This is a genomic window from Streptomyces sp. NBC_01214, from assembly GCF_026340975.1.
Lineage (GTDB): Bacteria > Actinomycetota > Actinomycetes > Streptomycetales > Streptomycetaceae > Streptomyces.
In genome coordinates, this window is record NZ_JAPEOS010000003.1 from 379,428 (window position 1) to 403,871 (window position 24,444).

A 24,444-nucleotide genomic window follows, 5' to 3' on the forward strand; every position below is an offset into this window, starting at 1 on the left:
CGTGACGGTCATGACCACCCTCACCACGGGCACCGGACACCCGGTGATCACCGCCTGGTCGGCCGTGTCGCCGTACGGCATCGGCAGGGCCGCGTTCACCCAGGGCCTGCGGGAGCGGCGCGACACGGTCGCCGTGCTCGGGCCCGAGCACGGCACCACGCCCGACGGCGTGGGCTGCGTCGTGCCCTCCTTCAGCATCCGGGAGGTGCTCGGCAAGAAGGGCACCCGGTCGATGGACCGGGTCACCGGCCTCGCGGTCACAGCCGTCGGCTCCCTGCTGGACGATGCCGAGCGCAACCGCGCGGTCGGGACCGGGGAGGGGGCCGCGTTCGCGCTCGGCACCACTACCGGCAGTGCCCAGTCGATGATGGACTTCACCCGCGACTCCCTCACCGGCGAACAGCCCTTCTTCGTCGACCCCGCCCGGTTCCCCAACACCGTCATGAACTGCGCGGCCGGCCAGAGCGCCATCTGGTACCAGCTCAAAGGCCCCAACGCCACCATTGCAGGCGGCCGCACCGCGGGCCTGCACGCGCTCAACTACTCTCGCCGGCTGCTCGGAGCAGGCCGGGCCCGAACCGTCCTGTGCGGTGCCGCGGAGGAGTTCTCACAGGCCCGGGCCTGGCTGGAACACCACAGTGGCCAGGGACCCGGCGACGGCGCCCCGGCGCTCGGCGAGGGCTGCGCCATGCTGCTGGTCGAACCCCACACACCGGAGGATCCCGGCCAGCCCGTGCTCGCCGAACTCCTCGCCGTGGAGCTCGGCATCGTCCTCGACGGCGACGTTCGACCCGCACTCCTGTCCTGCCTGCGCTCGGCGCTGCGCCGGGCCGGCGTCGAGCCCGGCCAGGTGGCCGCCGTGGCCCGTTCGGGCGCTCCCGGCCGTGAGGGCCGGGGCGAGGCCGAGGCCGTACGCGAAGTCTTCGCTGCGGTGGAGCATCGCGACCTGACGCCGACGGGCCTGATCGGTGATACCGGGGCCGCGGCTGCGGCCTTCCAGGCCGCCGCACTGCTGTCGTACGCCGAGGACCGCCCTGCGGAAGCAGCCGGCCGGATCGGCGTGATCACCTCCGTGGACCGCACCGGCACCGTCGGCTGCGCCCTGCTCGGCCTGCGCTGAGCACCCGCCCCTCGAAAGGACCTGAACCGTGCTGGACAAGGAAGAACTGCGCGCGCTCGTGGCGCACGTACTGGACGTCGAAGTGGCCGAGGTGACCGACGACGTACGGTTCACCGACGACCTTGAGGTCGACTCGCTGATGGCTCTTGAGATCGTCGTCGTGCTGGAGAAGAAGTACGCCGTCAGACTGCCGGAGTCCGAGCTCAAGCAGATCGTCACCCTCCAGAGCGCCTACGACCTGCTCCTCGGCAAGCTCGACACGGTGCGAGCCGCCTGATGCCCGCTGCGACTTTGCTGCGCGGCGCGGTCGAAGTGCTGCCGGCGGAGAGCGAGCTCAGTACGGCGGCACGCTTCACGGTGGCGGACACCGAAACCGTGCTGCCCGGCCACTACCCGAGTTTCCCGATCTTCCCCGGCGTCTGTCTGGTGGAGTGTGCCCGGCAGGGCGCCGAGGCCACGCTGCCCCGCGAGGCCAAGGGCGCCGGGCTGGCCGCCGTGGAGTCCACCCGGTTCACCGGGCCGGTGTTCCCCGGCGACTTGGTCGACATCACCATGGCCTGGAAGCAGACCCCGACCGGCGACTGGCAGGTCCGGGCCAAGCTCACCACCGGACGCGGCCCGGCCGCCGGCGTACGACTGCGATACGCCCTCCCGGACACCCGGGAGGCGGTGTGATCGGCCAGCGCGAGATCAGGGCCCGACTGCCGCACCGCTTCCCGATGCTCCTCGTGGACCGGGTCGTCGATGTCGTACCGGGTGACTGGCTGGTCGCACTGAAGGCGGTCACGTGTAACGAGCCCTGGTACGAGCGGCTCGGGCCGGACAGTCCGCAGGAGGACTTCGCGTACCCCGCGGCGCTGCTGGTGGAGTCCTGGTGCCAGTCCGCCGGACTCCTCGCGACGTGGGACGACCCCAACCCGGACGTGCTCGACGGGCAGGTGATGCTCTTTGGCGGCATGACCGGAGTGGAGTTCCACCGCCCGGTGCTGCCCGGTGAGGTCCTGGAGCACCGGGTGCGGCTCGACCGCAAGGTCGACGACACCCTGCTCTTCGAAGGCGTGTCCCGCTCGGCCGGCGAAACGGTCATGACCGTGGACCGGATCGTCATGGCCTTCCGTCCCGCGGCCGCCCTGCGCCCCACCACCCTCTGAGGAGAAAGTTCATGGGAGACAGCAAGAGCCCGGTGGCCCTGGTCACCGGGGGATCGCGCGGCATAGGCCGGGCCACGGTTCTCGCGCTGGCCCGCGACGGATTCGACGTCGCCTTCTGCTACCGATCGGACGACACCGCCGCCCGCGCCCTGGAGAAGGAGGCCGCCGACCGGGGCGTACGCGTCGTGGGCCATAGGGTCGATGTCACGGACCCCGAAGCCGTACGCGCCTGGATCTCGGCCACCGAGCAGGAGCTCGGGGACATCGACGCCGTGGTCACCGCCGCGGGCATCACCCGCGACAACCCGCTGGTCCTCATGGAGGACGAGCAGTGGCGACAGGTCGTCGCCACCAATCTGGACGGCGTCTACCACGTCTGCCGAGCCGTGGTTTTCGGCATGATGAAGCGCCGCACCGGGGCGATCGTCAACATTTCCTCGGTCGCCGGCGTGTACGGTCACGCCACCCAGACCAACTATTCGGCCTCCAAGGCCGGCATCATCGGCTTCTCCCGGGCCCTGGCCAAGGAAACCGGCCGCTCCGGCATCCGGGTCAACACGGTCGCCCCCGGATTCATCGAGACCGACATGGTCGCCGCGATGAACGAAAAGGCCCGAAAGGAGGCCCTCTCCTCGATTCCGCTGCGCCGGATGGGAACCCCGGAGGAGGTGGCCGACCTGGTCGCCTACCTGGTCTCGGACCGCGCCGCCTACGTGACGGGCGCGGTGCTGCAGATCGACGGCGGCATCACGATATGAGGAGTTCGTGATGGCACGAAGAAGACCCCGCTGGTACTTCTCCTTTCGCAGCCCCTACTCCTGGATGGCGTACCGCGATCTGATCGATGAGTACGCGGATGTGGCGGAGCAGATCGAATGGCTGCCCTTCTGGGAGCCGGACGATGCCGCCATCGCCCAACTAGAGCGCAACAAAGTCCACTTGCCCTATGTTCCGATGTCCAAGGAAAAGCACCTCTACATTCTGCAGGACGTCCGCAGGCTCGCCAGGGCCCGAGGACTGGACATGGTCTGGCCGGTGGATCCCGAGCCGCGCTGGGAGGTCTCACACCTCGCCTACCTGGTGGCGGCGGACCTCGGGGCGGGACGGGAGTTCATCGCCGCCGTCTACCGGGCCAGGTGGGAGCGCGGGGAAGACATCTCGCTGCCGGACACCATGCGCGGCATCGGCGAGGAACTGGATCTCGACCCGGCACTGCTCGCCGGAGCCCATGCGGACCCCGAGGTGCGCGCTCGAGGTCTTGATGCGTTGAACTCCCTCTACCGTGACGGGGTCTTCGGAGTCCCCTATTTCATCAGTGGATTCGAAAAGTTCTGGGGTGTGGACCGGCTTCCGCTCTTTGCCGAGACGATCCGTGCCCACTCTGCACATCCCACCGTGAGGAAGGAAGGCTGATCATGGCCACCAACCCGTTCGAAGACGAGAGCGCTCGCTACTTCGTGCTCACCAACGAAGAGAATCAGCACTCTCTGTGGCCCGCCTTCGCGGAGGTGCCGGCCGGCTGGACCGTCGTGCACGGTGAGGACGGCCGTCAGGCCTGCGTTGACTACATCAACGAGAACTGGACCGACATGAGGCCGAAGTCTCTGGCCGATGCCATGGACGCGGGCTGAGGCCTGCCCTGGTCACGGGTCGCGCGTTCACCCCTCCACACGTCCCGGTCGCCCCCCACGGGCTGCCGGGACGTGTTCGCGTATGTCCCGCCGTCCCGTCGCCGCCCTCCCCGGCGCCGGCCGCGCCGTCAGCGCTGGGCCTTGAAGATGGCGAAGAGGGTATGGAGTACGAGCACCCCGCTCACCACCAGCAGGTTGTATCCGATCAGCTGAACGAGGGTCAGCGACGGACCGAGCTGCGGACCGCCGTCCGTGCGCACCAGCAGCACGGCCATCAGGCCGATGGTGCTCGACAGGACCGTCAACAGCGTCTCGTGCACCAGGGTCCGGATGAACCGGCGGTCGCGAGGGTCGGCGAGGACCCGCACCTTCACGCTCAGCTGACCGTTCTCGATGGCGCTGCCGATGCGCTCGATGCGCCGCGGAATGCGGCGCAGCACCGGCACCAGGCCGATGACCTCGTCGGCGATGGTCTTGCTCAGCGCTTCGGGCCGGAACTTCTTCGTGTGCAGGGCCACGGCGTAGTCGCGGGCACTCGCGACGATGTCGAACTCCGGCACCAGCCGCCCGAGTGAACCCTCCATGGTGGCCAGCGAACGGAAGACGGCGGCGATGTCCGGAGGGACGTGCAGCCCGTGCCGGGACACCAGCCGGAAGAGATCGGTGAACATCTCCTGATCGGGGCGGAGCCCGGGGGCGAAGTGCCGGGCGAGGAACCGCCCCAGAGAGCGCTCCAGGACCCGCTCGTCGATGTCCTCCGGATGGGACACGAGTTCCAGAAGGGCGTCGCACAAGGCCGCGGGGTCATTGCGGTGCAAGGCGACGAGAATGCTGCGCAGTGTGGAGCGCACGATCCGGTCGAGCCTTCCCACCGAACCGAAGTCGAGCAGCCCGAGCCGGCCGTCCCGCAGCAACAGGATGTTCCCGGGGTGGGGGTCGGCGTGGAACACCCCGCCGACCATGATCTGGTCGAGCAGGCAGCGCAGCATCTGCTGGGCCAGCACTGCCGGGTCGAGTCCCTGTTCCTCCAGCGTCTTTGCCGCGCTGTTGAGGGGGACGCCGTCGAGCCACTCGGTGATGAGCATGCGCTGGGTCGAGAGGGATTCGTACACCGTCGGCAGCCAGATCGTCCGGTCCGCCCCCGACTCGCCCATCGCGGTCGACACGGTGATCATGTTCTGTGCCTCGATCCGGAAGTCGAGTTCCTCGTGCAGCGAGTTGGCGAACCCCTCGGCGAGTCTGACGGCATTGACGTTGCGGCCCCACTCCGTGTGCTGCTGCAGCTTCTGGCTGAACCGCAGCAGGATGTCGAGGTCGTCCTCCACCACGGACTCGCTGCTGGGCCGCTGGATCTTCACCACGACCTGGCTCCCGTCCTTGAGACGGGCCCGGTGCACCTGGGCTATCGACCCGGCCGCGATCGCCTCGCGGTCGAACTCGGCGAACACTTCGAAGGGGTCGCTCCCCAGCTCGTCCCTGATCAGCCTCTCGACGTCGTCCCACGGGTCGGGAGTGGCCTGGTGCTGTAGCTTGCCGAGTTCGGCGATGAACTCCGAAGGCATCAGGTCGTAGCGAGTGGAGAGGACCTGGCCCATCTTGACGAAGGTCACTCCGGCCTCCTCCATCGCCCTGCGCAGTGAAGGAGCCAGCCGAGCGCGCTCGTCGGCGGCGGCGGGTCCGCGTCTGGCCCGGCTGCGGAGGAATCGGCCGAGGCCGTTCCGTACGAGGATGCGGGTGAGCTGTGTATAGCGCCTGGCCCTCGACAGCCGGCGCCGCAGGGCTTTCGGCCAGCTCACCAGCCCCATCCAGGCACCCTGGGGGAAGACGATCTCGGTGACGAAGAGGAATCCCATCGCGACGAGCAGAGAGGATCCCAACTGCACGGTGACCAGCGCCGGAGACCGCTCCTGGTCGCGCATTGCGAAGCCGATGACCGTGGCGGCCATCAGCCCTACGACGGCCGTCAACACCGCCCGTCCCTTGCCCAGCTGGAGACCGAGGAGACGTCTGGCACCAGTGGTGACGCCGATCAGCACGATCGATGTGGTGAGCAGTGCCACAAGGAGAAGAACAGCCGGATTCATACCGATCCCTCACGTAACGGTGGAGCGTGCCTCCGTACCCCCGGAGCCACCGGACGGCCGGGCCCGTGAGAGCCCGGCCGTCCGGTGGCACACTGCCTTCCCGTCACACGGACGTGCGGTGCCCGGCCGGGACCTCGGCGGCCTGCGACACGCGTTCGGCGTGCCGGGCCTGGTCCGACTTGTTCCCCGGCCACCAGGCGCGGGGGCCGACCAACGTGGTGATGGCGGGTACGAGCAGCAGGGCCATCACGAAGGCCGTCAGCAGGATGCCGAAGGCCACGGCGAAGCCCATCTGCTGGAGCATGCTGTTCTCGGCCAGCAGCAGGACTCCGAAGGTGCCGGCCAGGATGATCGCGGCAGCTCCGATCGTGGAGGCGGACTGGGTGATCGCATGGCGCACGGCATCCGCCGGGTTGTCCCCGCGGCGCACTTCCTCGCGGAGCCGGGCCACCATCAGGATGTTGTAGTCCGTACCGATCGCGACCACGAAGAGATAGACGATCACCGGCAGGTTGAACAGCAGGCCGTCCTCGCCCTGGATGCCCTGGAAGAGCCACACGGTGGAGCCGAGTGCGGCGCCGAAGCCCAGCCCCACGGCCAGCATCAGATACCAGGGTGCGACGACACTGCGCAGCAGCAGCCCGAGGATGACCATGATGGCCAGCCCGGCGATCGGGAACACCAGCGAGTAGTCGCGGTTGACCGCGGTCTGGATGTCCGAGAGGACAGCGGTGAGACCGCCGACCGCGGCCCGGGAACCCTCTGGCGCGGCCTCGTGGGCGGAGTCCCTGAGCTTGCCCGAGACCAGTTCCATGGCCGCGTCCGTGGTCGGCCTATCCTTCAGCAGCACGGCGAACTGGGCCACGTCACCCGAGGGCGCGACGACTCCGGGCGTGACCTGCCCGACGTCGGCGGCGGCCAGCTTCTGCTCGAACGCCGAGAGCTCGGCCTGCTCGAACTTGCCGCCGGACTTCTTTTCCAGAAGTACCCAGGTGGGGTCGGTCTGCCCGGCCGGGAAGCCGCTCTGCAGCTTCTTCATCGCCGCTACGGATTCGAGCTTCTCCGGAAGGGCGCTCCCCGAGTCGAACGTCGGGTTGAACGTGAGCACGCCCGCGGCCAGTACGGCGAGGAGTCCACCGGACGCGGCCGCGACGAGACCCGGCTTGCGCGCCGTCAGGTCGCCGACGCGCTTCGCCAGCGTGTGCTTGGGCTGCTTGCGCCAGGCCTTCGACGGCCAGAACGCCTTCTCGCCGAGGAGCGAGAAGACCGCGGGCACCAGGGTGAGCGCGGCGACCAGGGTGACCGCGACGGAGATGGCGAGCGCGGGGCCCATGGCGCGCAGCATGCCGAGGGAGGACAGGAGCAGGGCGAGGAAGGCAACGATGACCGCCCCTGCCGCCGAGGCGATGGTCTCGCCGACCTTGGCGACCGCCTCGCCCATCGCCTGCTTGGGGGCCTGGCCCTCCCGCAGCAGCTCCCGGTACCGGAACAGCAGGAAGAGGATGTAGTCGGTGCCGACACCGAACAGCACCACGATCAGGATGGAGGAGATGGAGCCGTCGGCCTCGAGACCGAAGAGGTCCGCCGCGGTGGCGATGAGTCCGTTGGCGACCATGAAGACCAGGCAGATGATCAGCACGGGCAGGAGCGCGATCAGCGGGCTGCGGAAGATGACCCCCAGCAGCACGATGATCAGCACCAGTGTCGCCATCAAGATCATCGCGTCGGTGTCGCCGGACGACTCCCGGCTGTCCAGCGCGCTCGCCGTCGAGCCGGTGACCCCCATGCGCAGGGCGGCCCCCTCAAGCAGCGGGGCAGCCTTCTGCCGTAGCTCCTTGACCGAGTCGACCAGGTCCGGATCGTACGGGTCCTTGACGCTCGCAAGTATGCTCGCCAGCGCGATCTCCCCATTGGCCGAAACGGCCTCGGGATTGGTCTCGACCCTCTTGATCTTGTCGAATCCCGCCTTGTCCAGGCCGGAGGTGACCTTGGCGACGTCGGCCTTGTCGGCGTCTGTCAGCGGGGCGTTGTCGCCGCGCCAGAAGACCGCGATGGAAGCCGGCTGCTCCTGCTGAGGAAACGCGCGCTCCTGCAACTTGGCACTGCGCACCGACTCATAGTGCGAGGGAAGAAAATCGGCCTGATCGGTCGTCGACTTGAGCTGGGGTGCCAACGCAACCAAGGCTACGGCGGCCACCACCCAGGCGAGGATGGTCAGCCAGGGATGCTTGACGGATGTCCGCCCGACCCTTCCAAACATGAGACTCCTTAGACGTCATCTCATTTGGTGAGTTGGATAGGCTGGCGGCCGTGGCGGGGATCGTTGAGCGGCTGGTGCCGGATGAGTTGTGGATGTTGTTCCAACGGGTGGTGCCGGAGGCGCCTTCGCGGCCGCAGGGCGGTGGCCGGCGTCGGCACAGTGATCGGGAAGTGCTGGCCGCGATCATGTTCGTGGCCACGTCGGGCTGCACATGGCAGCAGTTGCCGAAGGCGTCGTTCGGGCCGTCGGGGGCGACAGCCCACCGGCGTTTCACCGAGTGGACGAAGGCACGGGTCTGGGCCAAGCTGCACCGCCTCGTCCTTGACGAGCTCGGCGCCCAAGGTGAGCTGGACTGGTCCCGCTGCGCGATCGACTCGGTGAACATGCGGGCCCTGAAAAGGGGGACCTGACGGGTCCGAATCCTGTCGACCGGGGCAAGTACGGCTCGAAGATCCACTTGATCACCGAGCGGACCGGTCTGCCCTTGTCCGTCGGTATCTCAGGGGCGAACGTGCACGACAGCCAGGCACTTGAACCCCTCGTCCGCGGCATACCGCCCATCCGTTCCCGCCGTGGACGCCGACGGCGCAAGCCCGGCAAGCTCCATGCAGACAAGGGCTATGACTACGCCCACCTGCGGAAATGGTTACGTCAGCGCGGCATCACACACCGCATCGCCCGCAAGGGCATCGAGCCCTCGCAGCGGCTGGGACGTCACCGCTGGACCATAGAACGAACCATGGCCTGGCTCGCCGGCTGTCGCCGACTCCACCGCCGCTACGAACGCAAGGCCGAGCACTTCCTCGCCTTCACCAGCATCGCCTGCACCCTCATCTGCTACCGCCGACTCGCCAAATGAGATGACTTCTTAGTACGTTTACCCGAGGTTTTTCATTCTGATGGGCAGCCGCCTGCGCGCCGTGGTCAATTGGATGGGTCTGGCAACAACCTGCCGCGGTGCTCGGGGAATGCCGCTTCCTTCCGCACAGTGGAGGTGAAGACGGGACATCGGCCTGCCCGCAGTACTCGGGCCGAACGCAGGCTGCAGCGCCACCTGGGCGTTCGCATGCCCCGTGCCGGTTTCAGTGTCCCGTCATCCCGGTGACACCTTCATGTCAGGCCGGTTGCCGTGCCGTCGGGTGCGGCGTGAAGGATGGTGCCGAGCCGACATGCCTGAAGCGAGTTCCGCCGGGGAGGCCGCCCGAGGCGTGCCGCAGCCTCGATCTGCTTCTCCCGGGCGGGTTGCCAGCAGTGAGGAGGAGTGGGCGTTGACGATGGTGGAACGCGTGGCCGAGCTCGCGCAGATCCGCGCAGAAGTCCTCGAAGGGGCGCTGCGCGCGACCGAGACCCAGCACGCCAAGGGCAAGCTGACCGCCCGTGAGCGCATCGCGCTGCTGCTCGACGAAGGTTCCTTCCGGGAGGTCGAGCAGCTCCGCCGGCACCGGGCGACCGGGTTCGGCCTGGAGAACAAGAAGCCCTACACCGACGGTGTCATCACCGGCTGGGGCACGGTCGAGGGCCGCACGGTCTTCGTCTACGCGCACGACTTCCGCATCTTCGGCGGCGCCCTGGGCGAGGCCCACGCCACGAAGATCCACAAGATCATGGACATGGCCATCGCGGCCGGTGCCCCGCTGGTCTCCCTGAACGACGGCGCCGGCGCCCGCATCCAGGAGGGCGTATCGGCGCTGGCCGGCTACGGCGGCATCTTCCAGCGCAACACCAAGGCCTCGGGCGTCATCCCGCAGATCTCGGTCATGCTGGGCCCCTGCGCCGGTGGCGCCGCGTACTCCCCGGCCCTCACGGACTTCGTGTTCATGGTCCGGGAGACCTCGCAGATGTTCATCACCGGCCCGGACGTGGTCCGCGCGGTGACCGGCGAGGAGATCACCCAGAACGGCCTCGGCGGCGCCGACGTGCACGCCGAGACCTCCGGCGTCGCGCACTTCGCGTACGACGACGAGGAGACCTGCATCTCCGAGGTCCGGTACCTCATCTCGATGCTGCCCTCCAACAACCGCGAGAACCCGCCGCGTTCGGCCTCCACCGATTCGGCCGACCGGCGCTGCGAGCGACTGCTCGATCTGGTGCCGCCGGACGGCAGGCGGCCGTACGACATGCGTTTGGTGATCGAGGAGCTCGTCGACGACGGCGACCACATGGAGGTCCACGAACGCTGGGCCACGAGCATCATCACCACCCTCGCCCGGCTCGACGGACAGGTCGTCGGCATCGTCGCCAACCAACCCCAGTCGCTCGCCGGTGTGCTGGACATCCATTCATCGGAAAAGGCCGCACGCTTCGTCCAGATGTGCGACGCCTTCAACATTCCGCTGGTGACCCTTGTCGACGTCCCCGGCTTCCTGCCGGGCATCGACCAGGAGCACGGCGGCATCATCCGCCACGGCGCCAAGCTGCTGTACGCGTACTGCAACGCCACCGTCCCCCGGGTGCAGGTGATCCTGCGCAAGGCATACGGCGGCGCGTACATCGTCATGGACTCCCTCTCCATCGGCAGCGACGTGTCCCTGGCCTGGCCGACCAACGAGATCGCCGTCATGGGCGCCGAAGGCGCCGCGAACGTGGTCTTCCGGCGTCAGATCCAGGCGGCAGACGACCCGGACGCGATGCGCGAGCAGCTGGTCAAGGAGTACAAGGCCGAGCTGATGCACCCGTACTACGCGGCCGAGCGCGGCCTCGTCGACGACGTCATCGACCCCGCCGAGACCCGGTCGTCGCTGATCGGGGTGCTCCGCATGCTGCGGTCCAAACACGCCTCGATGCCCGCCCGGAAGCATGGCAATCCTCCGACCTGAGGAGATCCCGATGACGGTACCTGCGCTCGACGGGCCGTTCGACCCCACCCTGTTCACGGTGATCAACGGCTGCCCCACCCCGGAGGAGCTCGCCGCCGTCACGGCGCTCTTGACCGTCGTGCGGGCGGCGGCGTCCGCGTCTGCAAGTGCCATCGAAACCCCGCCGGCCACTTGGGATCGCCCCGACGCCTTCCCGCCGGCTTCCTGGATGGCCAGAACCTGAGAACCACCGGTGCGACGGGGGCCCACCGGGGGCGCCGGCGGTACACCTCCACCTTGCACGGGGCGACCGGAACGGTCTGCTGAACGAAGAAAGCCACAATGGACTTTAAGATCCTGGGACCTGTGTCGGCCGAGGTCGACGGTCGCTCGGTCCCACTCGACGGCAGCAAGCAGCGCACCGCGCTCGCGGCGCTGTTGCTCGCCCATGGCAAGGTCGTGACCGACGAGCGGCTGACCTGTCTGCTGTGGGGCTGGGACCCGCCGGCCACGAGTACCAATCAGCTCTACACCTATGTGTCACGGCTGCGCACCCGTCTCGGTCTTCGCTACGGCCTGGAGCGCCACGGTGCCAGCTACCGATTGGACACCGGCGGAGCCGGTCTGGACTGGGACACCTTTCGCGAGCTCGCCGACGCGGGCCGTACGGAGCTGGTGGCGGGTCGTTACGGCGACGCCGAAAGGCTGTTCACGAGAGCCCTCGGGCTTTGGCGGGGCCCGGCCCTCACCCATGTCACCGAATACCTCGCCGAGGCCGAAGGCCCCCGCATGGAGGAGGCCAGACTCTCCGCGCTGGAGAACCACGCCGAAGCCGCACTCGCCCTCGGCCGCCACACCGACGCGGTCCCGAGCCTGACCCGGTTGGTGGCCCTGCACCCGGCTCGAGAGCGGATGCGCGGCCAGTTGATGACCGCTCTGTTCCGCTGCGGCCGGCTGCCCGACACGCTCGCGGTGTACGAGGAGGGCCGCCGGATCCTCGCCGAGGACCTCGGCATCGAGCCCGGTCCCGCACTGCGCACGCTCCACCACGAAATGCTCAACGGAACGCTGGCCCCGCCAGCGGCCCCGGAACGCGAGCGCGCCGCTGCGTCGGTGCAGCCGCGGCCCGACCCCCCGCTGCCGTCGCTCTCGCCGCCTGCGTTGTCGCCGGTGCGGCACCCGCGGGCGCTTCCCGACCAGCCGCAGACCGGCAGTTGGGGCTGGTGCGAACTCGCCCCCGCGATGCTTCCCGCCGCTCCTGGAGACTTCACGGGCCGTTCCGCCGAGACGGACGACGTGCTCACCGCCCTGCGCGAGAGCAAGGACGTCGTGGTGACCGGAGCACCTGGAACGGGAAAGTCCACACTGGCTCTGTGGGCGGCCGAACACTGCCGGGACGAGTTTCCGCAGGGCCAGCTCTACGCGGATCTCCGTACCACCGACGGCAGCGGTCCGCGTGCACCCTCCGAAGTGCTCGGCTGGTTCCTGCGCGCCCTCGGTACCAGCCGGGACCAACTGCCCCACACGCTCGACGAGCGCGTTCAGCTCTACCGGACGCTCCTGACGGGACGACGCATGCTCGTCCTCCTCGACAACGCGCGCGATGACGCACAGGTACGTCCCCTGCTGCCCGGCGGTGGGGTGAGCCGCACCGTGATCACCGGCGTCCGCTCCCAGCTGGCCTCGCTCGAAGGAACCAGACTGATCACGCTCGGCCCCATGGATCGAGCCGAGGCGGGCCGACTGCTCACCGCCGTCGCGGGCAGCTCCCGTCTCGCCGGGGAACCCGAGACCGTCGAGCGCATCGCCGAGCTGTGCGACCGATTGCCCCTCGCCCTCAGGATCGCGGCGGCCCGGCTGGCCGCCCACCCGCACTGGTCCGCCGGCGGCTTGGCAGAGCGGCTCGCTCCGGACGACCGGCGGCTCGACGAGCTGCGCATCGGGAGCCTCGACGTGAGGGTGGGGCTGAGTGCAGTGCGCGACCAGCTGGACCCGGCAACGGCCCGTGCCTTCCGCGTCCTGGCAGTGGACGGCCCGTCCCGGCTGACCGCCTGCGCCGCAGCGGAACTGCTGGACACAAGGGTGGACGAGGCCGAGGAGGTACTGGAACGGCTGGCTGACGCACGACTCGTGGAGGCCCTGAGCATCGAAGGCGACGTAGGGCCGAGATATCACCTCAGGCCGCTGGTGCGGCTCTTCGCCCAGGAGCCCTCCGCGTGAAGGCGGCCACCGCCCGACCGGGGATCCAGGTCAGCCGCAGCCGCCGGCGTGTCCCTCGTCGAGTCCGTACGTGACGATGAAGTCATTGGACTCGGCCGCCCTGGAGGCCAGTTCGTTGAGGTTGTCGACGTGTACGGCCAGGAGATCGGCCCACGGCGTCACGCTGTCGCGCAGCAGAAGTTCCTGATCCACCGTCCCTTGCCGCTCGATGCTCGCGAGGACTTCCAAAGGGTGCTGGGGCTGAGGCAGGCCGCTCTTGTGGTCGTACATCATTCCTCCTGCATATGAGGTTGGGTCCCGTCAGATGCCGCACAAATATGATCGGCCGTATCAATACACAAAATCCCCGATTGTTCTGTACTTGCCGATGTGGCCCGGTATGGGCCGGCTATGGGAATAATACAGACGTCGTCAAGGAGCCGTCTTGCCCCTGGGTGGCAGGTTGCTGCAATCGACGTTGTAGGCAATGGGGCGTCTCAGGTTGATTGATGGAGCGAACCGTCGAAATCCATACGGCGGCATTCGGCAAACTTGAAAACCCTTGCGGTGTGGAAGGAAGGTTGAATTATGGCGACCAACCCGTTCGAGGACGAGGACGGCCGTTACTTCGTGCTCGTCAACGCGGAGAACCAGCACTCGCTCTGGCCGGCCTTCGCCGAGGTGCCGGCGGGCTGGACCGTCGTGTGCGGCGAGGAAAGCAGGCAGGCCTGCTTGGAGTACATCAACGAGAACTGGGTCGACATGCGGCCGAAGTCCCTCGCGGACGCGATGGACGCGGCCTGATCGCAGTGCATGATAGCCGAACTGCAGCGGACCCGCGGCCGCTCCGGTCTCGACGAGGCCGAGCGCGATCTCCTCGCCATGCTGCACGACGGCGTACGGGGCGAGGACGAAGAGGACACGGTCACACGCCTGTTGACACGACCCTTCAGCCGCCGGCTGGCCATTCCGGAGTACTACCAGTACACCTGCTTGCACGCATACGGCTGGTTCCTCGGCCAGTACCCGGAAGACCCCGTGGGCGGTGCGTTCCTCACCGTTCACGCCACCCTCGCCGACCTCGCCGCACTGGAACGCGACCGGTGGACCGACGCTGACCGGCCGGACTACTGCGTGGAACGGATCAAGGGACTCGACGAGGTTCTGGCCTCGTTGCGCGAGATTCCAGTGGACCAGATCGCGCGCATCAACGTGGGCGACCTGGTGGACCGCGCCGAAGCCGACCCGGTGCTGCGACACAGACTGGCGCTGCTCGTGGAAGCCACCCGCTTCCCGCGCTCGGACCGTCACGAGGAACACATCTTCCTTCGCTCCGTCCAGGCGTGCGAGGTGTTGTTCTTCCTCATCCGCAGGCTCGCGGTCGAGGTCACCGCGACTCGGCAGGAATTCCCGGGCCGTGCCGTCGGCCGGCTGGCGCAGGCCGAGGACTGCGCGCGCCTGCTCAACGAGATCTTCGAGGTCCTGCGCACCCTCTCTCCCGATCTCTTCATGTCCTTCCGCGACGCGACGGGAGCCGCCAGCGCCGTCCAGTCCCTGAACTTTCACGCGATGGACATCGCGGTGTACGGGTACGACCCGCGCAAGTTCGAGGTCTTCGAGTCCATCGGCCATCTGGCCGTGCTCAACGACTCCGACGTCCAGGACCACCACTCGTTGAGCGCGGCGCTCGCACAGACGTCCGACGCCGCTCTCGAGCAGGGCTGGAAACGCCTGGATCGTGCGCTCGCCAAATGGCGCGGTGGGCACTACCGCTTCGCCCGCACCTACCTCGACAGCGGAACGAAGGGATCGGGCGACACCGAAGGTGCCGCGTACGTCAAGAAGTTCATGAAGAAGGACGTCTGCCTGGTGGGCACGAACCCGTTCGGGGGGCTTCCGCTGCTCTCCGGCTTCCTCTTCTGCTGAACCGCGACGGACCGTTGGACGGTGCGGCCGCGGCGGTCGGCGAGGAATGAGTTCCGCGCTCCCCCACATGGGGGAGCGCGATCATCTTCCCGAACGATGTGGCCGGAGCGGAACCCGCGGCAGCATCGTGTAGGAACATGATGAGGCGGTCGAGGGAGTGAGAGTTACATGACGCAGCGGACCGAGACGCCATCGCCGTCCGCATGGGCCACCCGAGCGGGATACACGGCTTGTCTGGCACCGCTGATCGGATTCGTTCCGTTACATATGCTGTGGGCTCTCGGTACGCCCCTTTGGGCGTATGGGGAACAGTTCGATGACTGGTACGCGGATGGCGGCGGCCCCTACCTGCTGCTGCTCTGCGCACTGGCCCTGCTGGGCTCGGTCCTGGCGGTGGCCCTGGTCCGTCCGTGCGGGCACTTCTTCCCGCGCTGGGTGCCGAGACTGGCCGGCCGGCCGGTGCCCCGGAAGCTGGTTCTCTGGCCCGCCTTCGCCGGATCGGTGCTGCTGACCGTCTACAGCCTGTGGGGCACTCCGCTCGCGTTGTACTTCATGTTTGCCGACCGGGATGATCTCGTTTTCAACGCGTGGGCAGGTGTGGGAACCATGGTGGTCATCCTCGCCTGGGTGGCCGGGCTGGTATCGGCCACGTGGTCCTATCACGTGCGGACTTCGCCGAAGCGCCGGGTCGTTCCTCCGGCCGCCTAGCAGCGGGCCCGCACGGCACTTGATGAAGTCAGCTCGCCGGGCGGGGCCAAGGCCGCGAGTCGGTCGTCTTGCCACACCGAAGCAGGCGGTGTGGGTAAGGAACACCTGGTACTGCAGACCCTCGTCCTCGTCGAACGGGGAGAGTGGGGCGCCCGGGTGTGGCCGCTCGCGGCGCACGATGATGCGGGTGCCGTCCCGATAGCCAGTCAGCTCGACCATCCCGGTCAGTTCGGCGACCTCGGCGCCGGCACGGAGTGAGCCGTCGTGGTCCAGAGCGCGATGCCGGAGACGATCGGGCACGGCTCAGATCGCTTGGCGGACAGACCTGGTGACTGCGCATCCGACGGAGAAGAAGGTGCGGATTCCTCGTTTCCGCATGTCTCGGACATGGGTGAGGAAGGCCTTCGCGGATCCGGCGCTGTCGGTGCGTCGTCCAGAGCCGCGATGTGATCGGCGGCGGCGTTGGCTCCGGCATGGCCGGGCCGCAGCTCCCCGAACATCGCCTCGCCGGTGCTGGCCAGGAAGATCGTCCCGCAGCCGTCGGCGAGCGTCACCACCAGATCGGCGGCGATCCGACCCCAGATCACGTCCGGTCCCGCGCGGCCGACGCGGCCTGAGCGCAGTGGAGTGCGCGGTGGTCAGCCCCGTCGCATCGACAAGATTTCCTGCGTTCCAGGGCTCACGGTTGGCGGCGTGGGTGACCTGATGGCCGACGGGCGTATCTGCACTCGGGGCCGTCAGGGAGCACGCCTTGTCGTCGGCCCGGTGGGGATGAACCGTACGGGCCCCAGGACGGGCTCGCAGTCCGCACCGATGCTGATGTCCTGTTGAGCGGAGATCCCGGTCGGCGGCACGGGGAGCGTCACCGGCAGTCGTACGGCGCCGCACGCGGTGCCCTGCTGTCCGGACTCGGACGCGGAGGCCGGGGTCACGCCGGTGGCGGCTGCCAGCACGGCCACGGCCGTGATCACGAAGAGGCGCTCGTTCCTTCGTGATTGCCGGTGTTCTTTCGGTGAGTTGGGTAGAGAGCATTTCGATTTTTGAGGTGGTTGATCTCTCCATCCATTGCAGGAAGGTGACAGAACCTGGTCGACCGCATTTGGTTGTGGCAACTTCATGCCACGCCGATGGCTGCGCTGATGAAGCTGCTGCGACAGTGATATGGGCTGGAGCGAACATCCCTCCCTTCAATCCGGCATGCAGAAGGAACGGGGAGATTCCGTGGCGGCTATGAAGACACTGGCGGCGCTGAGTGGGGCATCGATGCCCGCCCGCCTACGCAGGGCGGCTCTGGTCCGTCGGCTCGCAGTCGACCACCCGGGCCTCGAAGTGCGCCTGCGCAACGGCCTCGAGGCGGTGGAGAAGCAATTGGTCGTCGAGACCGAGAGCGCCGCGGACCCGCGGATCGCCGATGTGACCCGCCACCTCGCGGCGGCCGGCGGCAAGCGGCTGCGCCCACTGCTGGTACTCATCGGGGCGGAGTTCGGTGACCCCTGGAGGGACGGGGTCACGCAGGCTGCGGTCGTGGTGGAACTGGTCCACATCTCCTCGCTCTACCATGACGATGTCATGGACAATGCCGCGACGCGGCACGGGACATCGAGCGTGAACGCCCGCTGGGGCGATCGACTCGCGGTCCTGGGGGGCGACTTGCTCATGGCGAAGGCCGCCCGGCTCGCCGCCGAGCTCGGCCCGGAGGCCGCTGACCTGAACGCCGAGGTCGCGGGACAGCTGGTGGGCGGGCAACTGGGCGAACTCGTCGGGCCCAGCCCGGGCGAGGACGCCATCAGCCACTACCTCCGGGTGATAGCGGGCAAGACCGCGGCGCTGCTCACCATGTCACTGCGGATCGGCGCCCAGCAAGCGGGCGCGCCCGAGCAGGTCGTGCGGGCCTTGGGCGAGTACGCCGAACAACTGGGCTTCGCTTTCCAGATTGCCGACGACCTGCTCGACATCAAGGCTCCGACCGAGGAGATGGGCAAGGAGCAGGGCAAGGACCTCACGGCGGGCGTCGCTAGCCTTCCGGTCCTCCTCGCGCTCGCCGACCGTACGCAGCGAGGCGCCGAACTGCGCGAACTCCTCGCCGACGGAGCGGTGGGACCCGCCGGACAGCGCCGGGCCCTCACCCTCTTCCGCCACTCGTCGGCCCTCGCCCAGGCGGAGGCGATGATGGACGAGCGGCTGGACCGGGCCCGCGCGGCGCTGCGGGTCCTTCCGCCCGGCCCGGGGACCCAGGCGCTGGGCGCGCTCTGCGACTTCGTGGCCGACCGGACCGCCTGACCCGCTCCATGAGCGCATGTGCGTGAAGACCGCGCGCCTCCGGGTCCGCGACCGTGGCCAGCAGACCCGCGACGGTCATGTCATCGGGGCCTGGGAGCGGCTGACTCCCGGCTGATGAGCCTGCGTCTTTGGGGAACTTCTCGGTGGCGATGATGCCCGTCCGGGGCAGCATCTGTAGGCCGCACCCCATCCAGGACCACTGGCCAGGCTCCAGCGGCGGCCCGGCCGTTGGGATCCGCAGCATCCACGGGTGGCACTGGTGGAGGCTGAGCGTCCCCACTCGCGGCCTCTACCAGGGCTCGCTGAATCCCCCATGGAACTGACTCAGAGGAGGAGTCTTCGTTTTCCGGCGCGAGGCATCTGTGCTACCGGACCCCGCTCTGGGCGGAGACAACCCGGCAGATGCCCGCTGTCCGAGCGCGTCTCGTCCGGTCGTCGTCGCGGCAGGGAGTCAGGGGATGCAGGAGAGCTACTGGTCGTAATCTGCGGAGACCGCGCATGCTGCTGGCGCAGGCGGCCTTTCGGTGCGCCATGACAGCCGAGGCTGTTCTCCACAGGGTCTGGGATGAGCCCCGCGAGGTACGGCGCGTTTCGTGAGGCGGGGCGTCCTCAGGCCGACAGTGCGGAATGAGGGAAATCGGTTAACCGAGTGACAGGGATCCCAGCGGCCGACGCTCGTCGCCAATTGGGTCAGAAGTCGGTCCAGGATTGTGTAGAGATGTGATGCCCCCAGCGGCGCACGATGACGGAATATTCAACTACACAGCGCGTGGGGAGCTATCAGGGTTCAAGCAGCCGTCGACTCCCGAAAGTCGAAGGGGGTTACCCCGGGCGTGTTCATGAATCACTACTCGCCGGAGTTCGGGGCGGATGCGGTGGCGTTGTACGCGTCGCGGCCCGGAGCGACGATCAAGCACATCGCGCTGATCTCGGGGTCAACCCGGAGACCCTCGGAACTGGATCCGGACAGCCGGCGCCGACAGGCCCCGGGGACGGAACGGTGAGCCGGCCCGTTCGCAGGCGCCGGTGGAAGCCGAGCTCGCCGCCGCTCGCAGGCGGATCCGTGAGCTCGAGGAGGAAAGGGACGTCCTGCGGCGGGCCGCGAAGCATTTCGCCGGGGAGATGTGCTGGCGAACCGATGCCAGTTCGTTGAGGACCGCCAGTGCCGTTTCGGCGTCAAGCGGTTGTGTCACACCCTCGGGATCGCCCGCTCCAGCTTCTCCTACTGGCGCCGGACCGCGCCCGAGCGGGCCGCCCGCCAGGCTGCCGACGCCAAGCTCGCCGCGCGAATGCGCCAGGTGCACCGGGAGCCGGACGGGACCTACGGCGTCCCGAGGACCACGGCTGAGCTTTGCGAGGGCGGCGAGCGCGTGAACCACAAGCGCGTCGCCCGGGTGATGCGGTCGATGGGACTGGCGGGCCTGCGGTTGCGCAAGAAGCACCGCACAACCATCCCGTCCCGGCCGCTGTGAAAGCGCCCGACCTGACCGGACGGGACTTCACCGCCGACACCGTGAACACCAAGTGCGTCGGTGACATCACCCGTATCCCGCTGACCAGCGGGAAGCTCCTGTATCTGGCCACCGTCATCGGCCTCGCCTCAAGCCGCCTGGTCGGCTGGGCACTCGTGGACCGCATGCGGGCCGAGCTCGTCACCGACGCCCTCGCCGTGGCCCGGCGCTGCCGCGGCAGTCTGTGCAACGCGGGCACACCGATCACCGATCACGGGACGCAATGCACGAGCACCGCCCGCCGCCGCTGCGTCCTCGGCCAGCGCAGTCCGATCACCTGCGAAACCGCACTCGAGACACCATCAACTACGCTGGCACCAGCCGCATAACCCGCGACCAGGATGCAGGGTCAAGGCCCGAAGGCGGGTCGGCCTCAGCCCTCCACTCGGGCGGGTGCCTCCAGGCGGACGCCGAGTCGCGCCAATCGCGCGATGCTGACGGATGGGCGACCGATGGCGAACTCCGCGGCCCGTACCGCAGAGTTCCGACCGAGTTCGATCAGCGCTCACCCGGTGCTGATGGTCTGAACCGCCTCACATACGTGGCGGAGACCTGTGTAAGCGGGGCAAAGGTGATGCCCGGCATCGTCCCGGTTCAGGGCACAGAGTCCGACCTTAATGCCAAGATTATAAATACTTCCGGGATTACCGCCCGGCAGCGTGGGCTAAATGATCAGCAGCATGGGCTGAGTTTCAGCCCCGGCTCGGTCTGAGGGGGAATGGATGGATGGTCTGAAGTCCGTTTGCGCAGTGTCCGGGGCGTGGGTCTCACCAGTCCCGTACGCCACTTCCTTAACTGGGACACCTCGGCAATTACACATGCACACCTCCGCGCAAGAAAGATCGGGTTCGTCGGCCGACCACAGATGTCCGACGTCCGTCACTGCCGCAGGGGAACGGTGGACGACCCGGCCCGCGTTCTGCGAGCCGGCCGCATGACGTCGCGAGAAGGGGGCCTGCGCTTCCAGGTGCTGGGGTCGGTCGCGGTGCGCTGCGGGGATTCCCCCACCCGCCTGCCTAGCACCGTGGCGCGCCGCGTGCTCACCGTGCTGATGCTGTCCCCCGGCGAGGTGCTCAGCACCCCCCGGCTCGCCAAGGCGGTCTGGGGCTCGTGCTGCCCGGCGACCGCCTCGAACCAGGTGCGCAAGGCGGTCGCCCAACTCCGTCAGGCGATACCGGGTGCGGGTGACTACCTGCTCACCGACGGCCCGAACTACCGGCTGAACGTCGGCGAGACCGAGTCCGACCTGGTGGAGTTCAACCAACGCCGCCTACGGGTCCGAAAGCTCAGGGAGGGCGGAGCCAGCGAGGCCCAGGTGATCCAGGAGCTGCAGACGGCTCTGTCCCTCTTCCGCGGCCAGGTCGCGGCCGACGTCGTCGACGGCGACGAGCTGGAGAACGGCCTGATCCGTGCGGCCGCGCGGGTGGTGGAAGAGCGACGGCTCGCGGTGCAGAAGGAACTGATCACCCTGCGGCTGCACTCGTCGCCACCGGCGCTGGTGATAGGAGACCTCCGGGACCTGGTGGCGCAGCACCCGCTCGCGGAGGACCTGCGCGCACAGCTCATGCTCGCGCTCTCCCTCTCGGGACGGCAGGCCGACGCGCTCGCCGAATACGCCGAGATCCGCACCCTGCTCCGCGACGAACTGGGCATTGACCCCGATCGTTCGCTGGCCCAGGTGCACGCAGCGGTGCTGCGGGGGGACGCGTTCACCTACCTGCGGGCCGGAGCCCCGACCCGCTACTACGAGCAGCACACCACCACGGAGCCTGACGCGAGTGGACGGCACCTGACACCGCGGGTCCAGAAGGCATGCATCCGGGCCCCCTGCACCCTGCCCCACGAGCTGACCGACTTCGTCGGTCGCCGGGAAGAGGTGGACACCCTGCTGCGGACCGCCCGGGCGGGCTCCCAGGGCTCGGGGCCGCTGCTGATCTGCGTCGACGGCATGGGCGGCATCGGCAAGACGGCTCTCGCCCTGCACGCGGCCCATCGGCTGGCCCAGGACTGTCCGGACGGTCAGTTCTACGTGGACCTGCACGGGTTCAGCCCGCGCGAGGGGCCCCGCGAACCCGCCGAGGTGCTCCAGGTGCTGCTGCGCTCACTGGGGACCGAGGCGGCTCGCATCCCGGCGGACCTGGACAGTCAGGTGGCCATGTGGCGTGCCCGGCTGGCCGATTCCAGGGTGCTGCTGCTGCTCGACAACGCGGCGAGCGAGGCGCAGATCGTGCCGCTGCTGCCGCCGGGCAACGGCTCCCTCGCCTTGATCACCAGCCGCCGTCGTCTCTACGGCCTCGACGGCACCGAGCCCTGCCCGGTTTCCCGGATGAGCGCGGGCGACTCCCGCAAACTCATCGAGCGGCTGCTCGGGGACGAACTGGAACCCGAGGCGACCGAAGGGCTCATCGCGCACTGCGGCGGACTCCCGTTGGCACTGCGCCTGGCTGCCGCCAAACTGCGCAGCCGCCCCACATGGACGCTGTCCCACTTGGTGGAGCGCCTCGGCGACGTGCGCAGGCGCACGATCGAACTCCAGGCGGGCGACCGGAGCGTCTGGTCAGTGCTCCAGCTCTCCTTCGACGCACTGACCGAGGCGCAGCGCCACGCCCTGTGCGTGCTGGCCCTGGTGCCCGACTCGAGCATGGACGCGTACGAGGCGGCCGCCCTGCTCGGCACCAGCCCGACCGAGGCCGAACTGCTGCTGGAGGGCCTGCTCGACGTGAACCTCCTCGAACAGCCCCGCATCGGCCGCTACTCCCTGCACGGACTCGTGGCTGGTGCCACGGCGGGCATGGGGGAGTTCGAGCAGCTCCTGCGCAGCGGCAAGCGGCGCGCCGCGCTCCGTCGGCTGCTCTCCTACCACCTGGCGGTCAGCACCCGGAGTTGCCTCCTGCTCGGCCGGCCGGACGACGGGACCGGCGCCGGACACGGCACCGTCCCCTACCTCCCCGAGATCAACAGCCGGAAGGAGGCGACGGAGATCTGCGAGCGGGAATCAGCCGCGATGCTGGCGGTACTGTGCGGCTCCCTGCACGAGGAGTTCTTCGGGCCAGCCGCGCAGCTCGCGCGCAACCTGCGGTTCGTCCTGTCGCCGGACGGCTGCCACGTCTTCGACGACGAGGAGAACGGCGGGGAGTACGACGGCGGGACCATCGGTCCGAGGGAGACCGAGGCGTTCAGGACGGAACTGATCGGTCTTGCCGCCGCCTGTCGGCGCACCGGCCTGCTGGAGCAGAGCGCGACGCTGACCGCCACGGCGATGGGCCTGGCCGTCCCCCGGGGGGCCCGCTGGGGGGAGCCCGTGCCGTAGCCGGCTCAATCGGGACCGCGCGGGTGCGGCGCGGCCGGGGGGTCAGGGCGAGGACGCCACCCGCGGTCGCGCGGCGGGCTCGAGCCTGACGGGAATGCTGCGGTAGGCCCGGAAGGTGACGCTGGGCCGCCGCTCGATCGGGCCCGCCGCGGCCGGTACGGCCGGGGCGAGCGCCAGCCACCGCAGGACGGCGCGCCCCTCCACCTGGGCGAGCGCCGCGCCCAGGCAGTGGTGCACACCGCCGCCGAAGCTCACGTGCGGGTTGGGGTCGCGGGTGATGTCGAGCCGCTCGGGGTCGGCGAACCGGGCCGGGTCGTGGTTGGCGGACCCCAGCAGCAGTACCAGGATGCGGCCCGCGCGCACGGTCCGGCCGTCGATCTCCACCGCCTCCTTCACGTAGCGCGCGGTGGCCTGGATCGGCGCGTCGTAGCGCAGGAACTCCTCGACGGCCGGGACCGTCAGTTCCGGCTTCTCGCGCAACAAGGCCAGCTGCTGCGGGTGTTGCAGCAGCGCGGAGAAGATCGTGGAGATCAGGTTGGTGGTGGTCTCGAAGCCCGCGAAGAACAGGAAGACCACGTTGTCGACCAGCGTCTCCCGGTCGAAGTCGGGTTGCGTGCGCTGGGCGGCCAGCAGATTGCTGATCAGGTCGTCGGCCGGCCGCTTCGCCCGCTCGTCGACCAGCGCCGAGACGTAATCGCGCAACCAGGTCACCGCCTCGTGCGCCGCCGCCCGCTCTTCGACGGGCACGTACAGGGCGAACGCCTTGGCCAGCTCCACGGCGTGCGGCCGCACCGCGTCCCGGTCCACGTCCGGGATGCCGATCAGCTCGCAGACCACGGTGACCGGCAGCGGGAAGGCCAGGTCGCCGACAACGTCCAGCACCCCGCCCCGGCCCGCCCGCTCCTGGGCCTCGGCCATCAGCCGGGCCACCTGGGCGGCGACGTAGTCCTCCAGCCTGCGCATCAGCCCCGAGCTGAAGGACCGCTGCATGATGCCCCGCAGGAAGGTGTGCGCGGGCGCGTCCTGGTCCAGCACGATCCGCTTCAAGAACTCATTGGCGGGCCCTGCCCCGGTGGAGAACTCGTGGTATTCCGGCGGGTACTCGTGCCCGAGCCGACGGTCCTTGAGCAGGCGGCTCACATCCTGGTGGTGCGAGACCACCCACTGGCCGGCCGCGCCCCGGGCCAGCCGCCCGGCCTCGCGCAGACCGGCGTACACCCGGTAGGGGTCCGCGACCACGGCGGGGTCGCGGGAGTCGAACTTGACGGGCAGCTCTCGCATGCGGCCGACGCCTCCTGTGGGTTGCACGTGGTGTCCGGTGAGCCTGACAGTTCGGGAGCGGGGGCGCGGGAACCTGTCGCCAGTCCTTCACCGCCCTCCGCGGCCCCGTGCCCGGCTCGCAGACTGGGCGGGCCAGGGCAAGCAACCACCGGACCCGAGCCGCGCACCCGAGGGTGCCGGGAGGTGAC

At 68.8% G+C, this 24,444-nt stretch carries 24 protein-coding genes; 19 read left to right on the plus strand and 5 right to left on the minus strand.

The window, feature by feature from the left end; genetic code table 11:
* Positions 1-10: 10 nt before the first annotated feature.
* The 7 genes from OG594_RS37925 to OG594_RS37955 are packed head-to-tail and all read left to right on the plus strand — an operon-like array spanning position 11 to position 3,902.
* A complete protein-coding gene (locus OG594_RS37925) occupies positions 11-1,120 on the plus strand; it encodes a beta-ketoacyl synthase N-terminal-like domain-containing protein (RefSeq protein ID WP_266606949.1) in 1,110 nt (369 codons plus the stop codon).
* Between the two features lie 28 nt (positions 1,121-1,148).
* Positions 1,149-1,397, plus strand: coding sequence for an acyl carrier protein (locus tag OG594_RS37930; RefSeq protein WP_266606950.1), 249 nt, complete (start codon positions 1,149-1,151; stop codon positions 1,395-1,397).
* Positions 1,397-1,795, plus strand: a complete 399-nt coding sequence (locus OG594_RS37935) for a 3-hydroxyacyl-ACP dehydratase FabZ family protein (protein ID WP_266606951.1) — start codon at positions 1,397-1,399, stop codon at positions 1,793-1,795. Before OG594_RS37930 ends, OG594_RS37935 begins: the two co-directional genes overlap by 1 nt.
* Positions 1,792-2,271 (plus strand): 3-hydroxyacyl-ACP dehydratase FabZ family protein, encoded by a 480-nt coding sequence (locus tag OG594_RS37940; protein ID WP_266606952.1) that lies wholly within the window; start codon positions 1,792-1,794, stop codon positions 2,269-2,271. The genes OG594_RS37935 and OG594_RS37940 overlap by 4 nt, the downstream gene beginning before the upstream one ends.
* A gap of 11 nt (positions 2,272-2,282) precedes the next feature.
* On the plus strand, positions 2,283-3,029 hold the full coding sequence (fabG, locus tag OG594_RS37945) for a 3-oxoacyl-[acyl-carrier-protein] reductase (protein WP_266606953.1): 747 nt from the start codon (positions 2,283-2,285) through the stop codon (positions 3,027-3,029).
* Positions 3,030-3,039: 10 nt separating this feature from the next.
* Positions 3,040-3,684, plus strand: a complete 645-nt coding sequence (locus tag OG594_RS37950) for a 2-hydroxychromene-2-carboxylate isomerase (RefSeq protein ID WP_266606954.1) — start codon at positions 3,040-3,042, stop codon at positions 3,682-3,684.
* A 2-nt stretch (positions 3,685-3,686) separates the two neighbouring features.
* Positions 3,687-3,902: an MbtH family protein gene (locus OG594_RS37955; RefSeq protein WP_266606955.1), complete on the plus strand. Its 216-nt coding sequence runs from the start codon at positions 3,687-3,689 to the stop codon at positions 3,900-3,902.
* Positions 3,903-4,030: 128 nt separating this feature from the next.
* On the opposite strand, the gene OG594_RS37960 is transcribed toward OG594_RS37955, so the two are convergent.
* A complete protein-coding gene (locus OG594_RS37960) occupies positions 4,031-5,962 on the minus strand; it encodes an AarF/ABC1/UbiB kinase family protein (protein WP_266606956.1) in 1,932 nt (643 codons plus the stop codon).
* Between the two features lie 127 nt (positions 5,963-6,089).
* Positions 6,090-8,246, minus strand: a complete 2,157-nt coding sequence (locus OG594_RS37965; RefSeq protein ID WP_266606957.1) for an MMPL family transporter — start codon at positions 8,244-8,246, stop codon at positions 6,090-6,092.
* A 92-nt stretch (positions 8,247-8,338) separates the two neighbouring features.
* On the opposite strand from OG594_RS37965, the gene OG594_RS37970 reads away from it, so the two are divergent.
* The 4 genes from OG594_RS37970 to OG594_RS37985 all read left to right on the plus strand — a co-directional run bounded on the left by OG594_RS37970 (position 8,339) and on the right by OG594_RS37985 (position 13,261).
* A protein-coding gene (locus tag OG594_RS37970) for an IS5 family transposase (protein WP_266608769.1) occupies positions 8,339-9,105 on the plus strand; the annotation gives its coding sequence in 2 pieces (ribosomal slippage) (positions 8,339-8,645 and positions 8,645-9,105; 768 coding nt in all).
* Positions 9,106-9,520: 415 nt separating this feature from the next.
* Entirely contained in the window at positions 9,521-11,062 is a 1,542-nt protein-coding gene (locus OG594_RS37975; RefSeq protein WP_266608770.1) for an acyl-CoA carboxylase subunit beta, read from the plus strand.
* A gap of 10 nt (positions 11,063-11,072) precedes the next feature.
* Complete coding sequence (locus tag OG594_RS37980) at positions 11,073-11,285, plus strand: acyl-CoA carboxylase epsilon subunit (RefSeq protein WP_266606958.1); 213 nt, start codon at positions 11,073-11,075, stop codon at positions 11,283-11,285.
* A 98-nt stretch (positions 11,286-11,383) separates the two neighbouring features.
* Positions 11,384-13,261 carry a transcriptional regulator gene (locus OG594_RS37985; protein ID WP_266606959.1) on the plus strand — a complete coding sequence of 626 codons (1,878 nt, stop codon included), beginning with the start codon at positions 11,384-11,386 and terminating at the stop codon, positions 13,259-13,261.
* A 30-nt stretch (positions 13,262-13,291) separates the two neighbouring features.
* On the opposite strand, the gene OG594_RS37990 is transcribed toward OG594_RS37985, so the two are convergent.
* Complete coding sequence (locus tag OG594_RS37990; protein WP_266606960.1) at positions 13,292-13,531, minus strand: DUF6269 family protein; 240 nt, start codon at positions 13,529-13,531, stop codon at positions 13,292-13,294.
* A 297-nt stretch (positions 13,532-13,828) separates the two neighbouring features.
* Here OG594_RS37990 and OG594_RS37995 point away from each other — a divergent pair, with 297 nt between their 5' ends.
* The 4 genes from OG594_RS37995 to OG594_RS38010 all read left to right on the plus strand — a co-directional run bounded on the left by OG594_RS37995 (position 13,829) and on the right by OG594_RS38010 (position 16,132).
* The gene (locus tag OG594_RS37995) at positions 13,829-14,044 is read left to right on the plus strand and encodes an MbtH family protein (protein WP_266606961.1); all 216 of its coding nucleotides are present in this window, start codon (positions 13,829-13,831) and stop codon (positions 14,042-14,044) included.
* A gap of 9 nt (positions 14,045-14,053) precedes the next feature.
* Positions 14,054-15,166 (plus strand): hypothetical protein, encoded by a 1,113-nt coding sequence (locus tag OG594_RS38000; RefSeq protein WP_266606962.1) that lies wholly within the window; start codon positions 14,054-14,056, stop codon positions 15,164-15,166.
* 168 nt (positions 15,167-15,334) lie between these two features.
* Positions 15,335-15,874: a hypothetical protein gene (locus OG594_RS38005; RefSeq protein WP_266606963.1), complete on the plus strand. Its 540-nt coding sequence runs from the start codon at positions 15,335-15,337 to the stop codon at positions 15,872-15,874.
* 90 nt (positions 15,875-15,964) lie between these two features.
* Positions 15,965-16,132, plus strand: a complete 168-nt coding sequence (locus OG594_RS38010; protein WP_266606964.1) for a hypothetical protein — start codon at positions 15,965-15,967, stop codon at positions 16,130-16,132.
* 479 nt (positions 16,133-16,611) lie between these two features.
* On the opposite strand, the gene OG594_RS38015 is transcribed toward OG594_RS38010, so the two are convergent.
* Positions 16,612-16,845 (minus strand): hypothetical protein, encoded by a 234-nt coding sequence (locus tag OG594_RS38015; RefSeq protein ID WP_266606965.1) that lies wholly within the window; start codon positions 16,843-16,845, stop codon positions 16,612-16,614.
* 259 nt (positions 16,846-17,104) lie between these two features.
* On the opposite strand from OG594_RS38015, the gene OG594_RS38020 reads away from it, so the two are divergent.
* The 4 genes from OG594_RS38020 (at position 17,105) to OG594_RS38035 (ending at position 22,975) form a co-directional block, all read left to right on the plus strand.
* Positions 17,105-18,154: a polyprenyl synthetase family protein gene (locus tag OG594_RS38020; RefSeq protein WP_266606966.1), complete on the plus strand. Its 1,050-nt coding sequence runs from the start codon at positions 17,105-17,107 to the stop codon at positions 18,152-18,154.
* A gap of 1,124 nt (positions 18,155-19,278) precedes the next feature.
* Positions 19,279-19,626, plus strand: coding sequence for an IS3 family transposase (locus OG594_RS38025; protein ID WP_266606967.1), 348 nt, complete (start codon positions 19,279-19,281; stop codon positions 19,624-19,626).
* A complete protein-coding gene (locus tag OG594_RS38030) occupies positions 19,623-19,994 on the plus strand; it encodes a DDE-type integrase/transposase/recombinase (protein ID WP_266606968.1) in 372 nt (123 codons plus the stop codon). The genes OG594_RS38025 and OG594_RS38030 overlap by 4 nt, the downstream gene beginning before the upstream one ends.
* 605 nt (positions 19,995-20,599) lie before the next feature.
* Complete coding sequence (locus tag OG594_RS38035; RefSeq protein ID WP_266606969.1) at positions 20,600-22,975, plus strand: BTAD domain-containing putative transcriptional regulator; 2,376 nt, start codon at positions 20,600-20,602, stop codon at positions 22,973-22,975.
* A 42-nt stretch (positions 22,976-23,017) separates the two neighbouring features.
* On the opposite strand, the gene OG594_RS38040 is transcribed toward OG594_RS38035, so the two are convergent.
* On the minus strand, positions 23,018-24,256 hold the full coding sequence (locus OG594_RS38040) for a cytochrome P450 (protein ID WP_266606970.1): 1,239 nt from the start codon (positions 24,254-24,256) through the stop codon (positions 23,018-23,020).
* Positions 24,257-24,444: the final 188 nt, after the last annotated feature.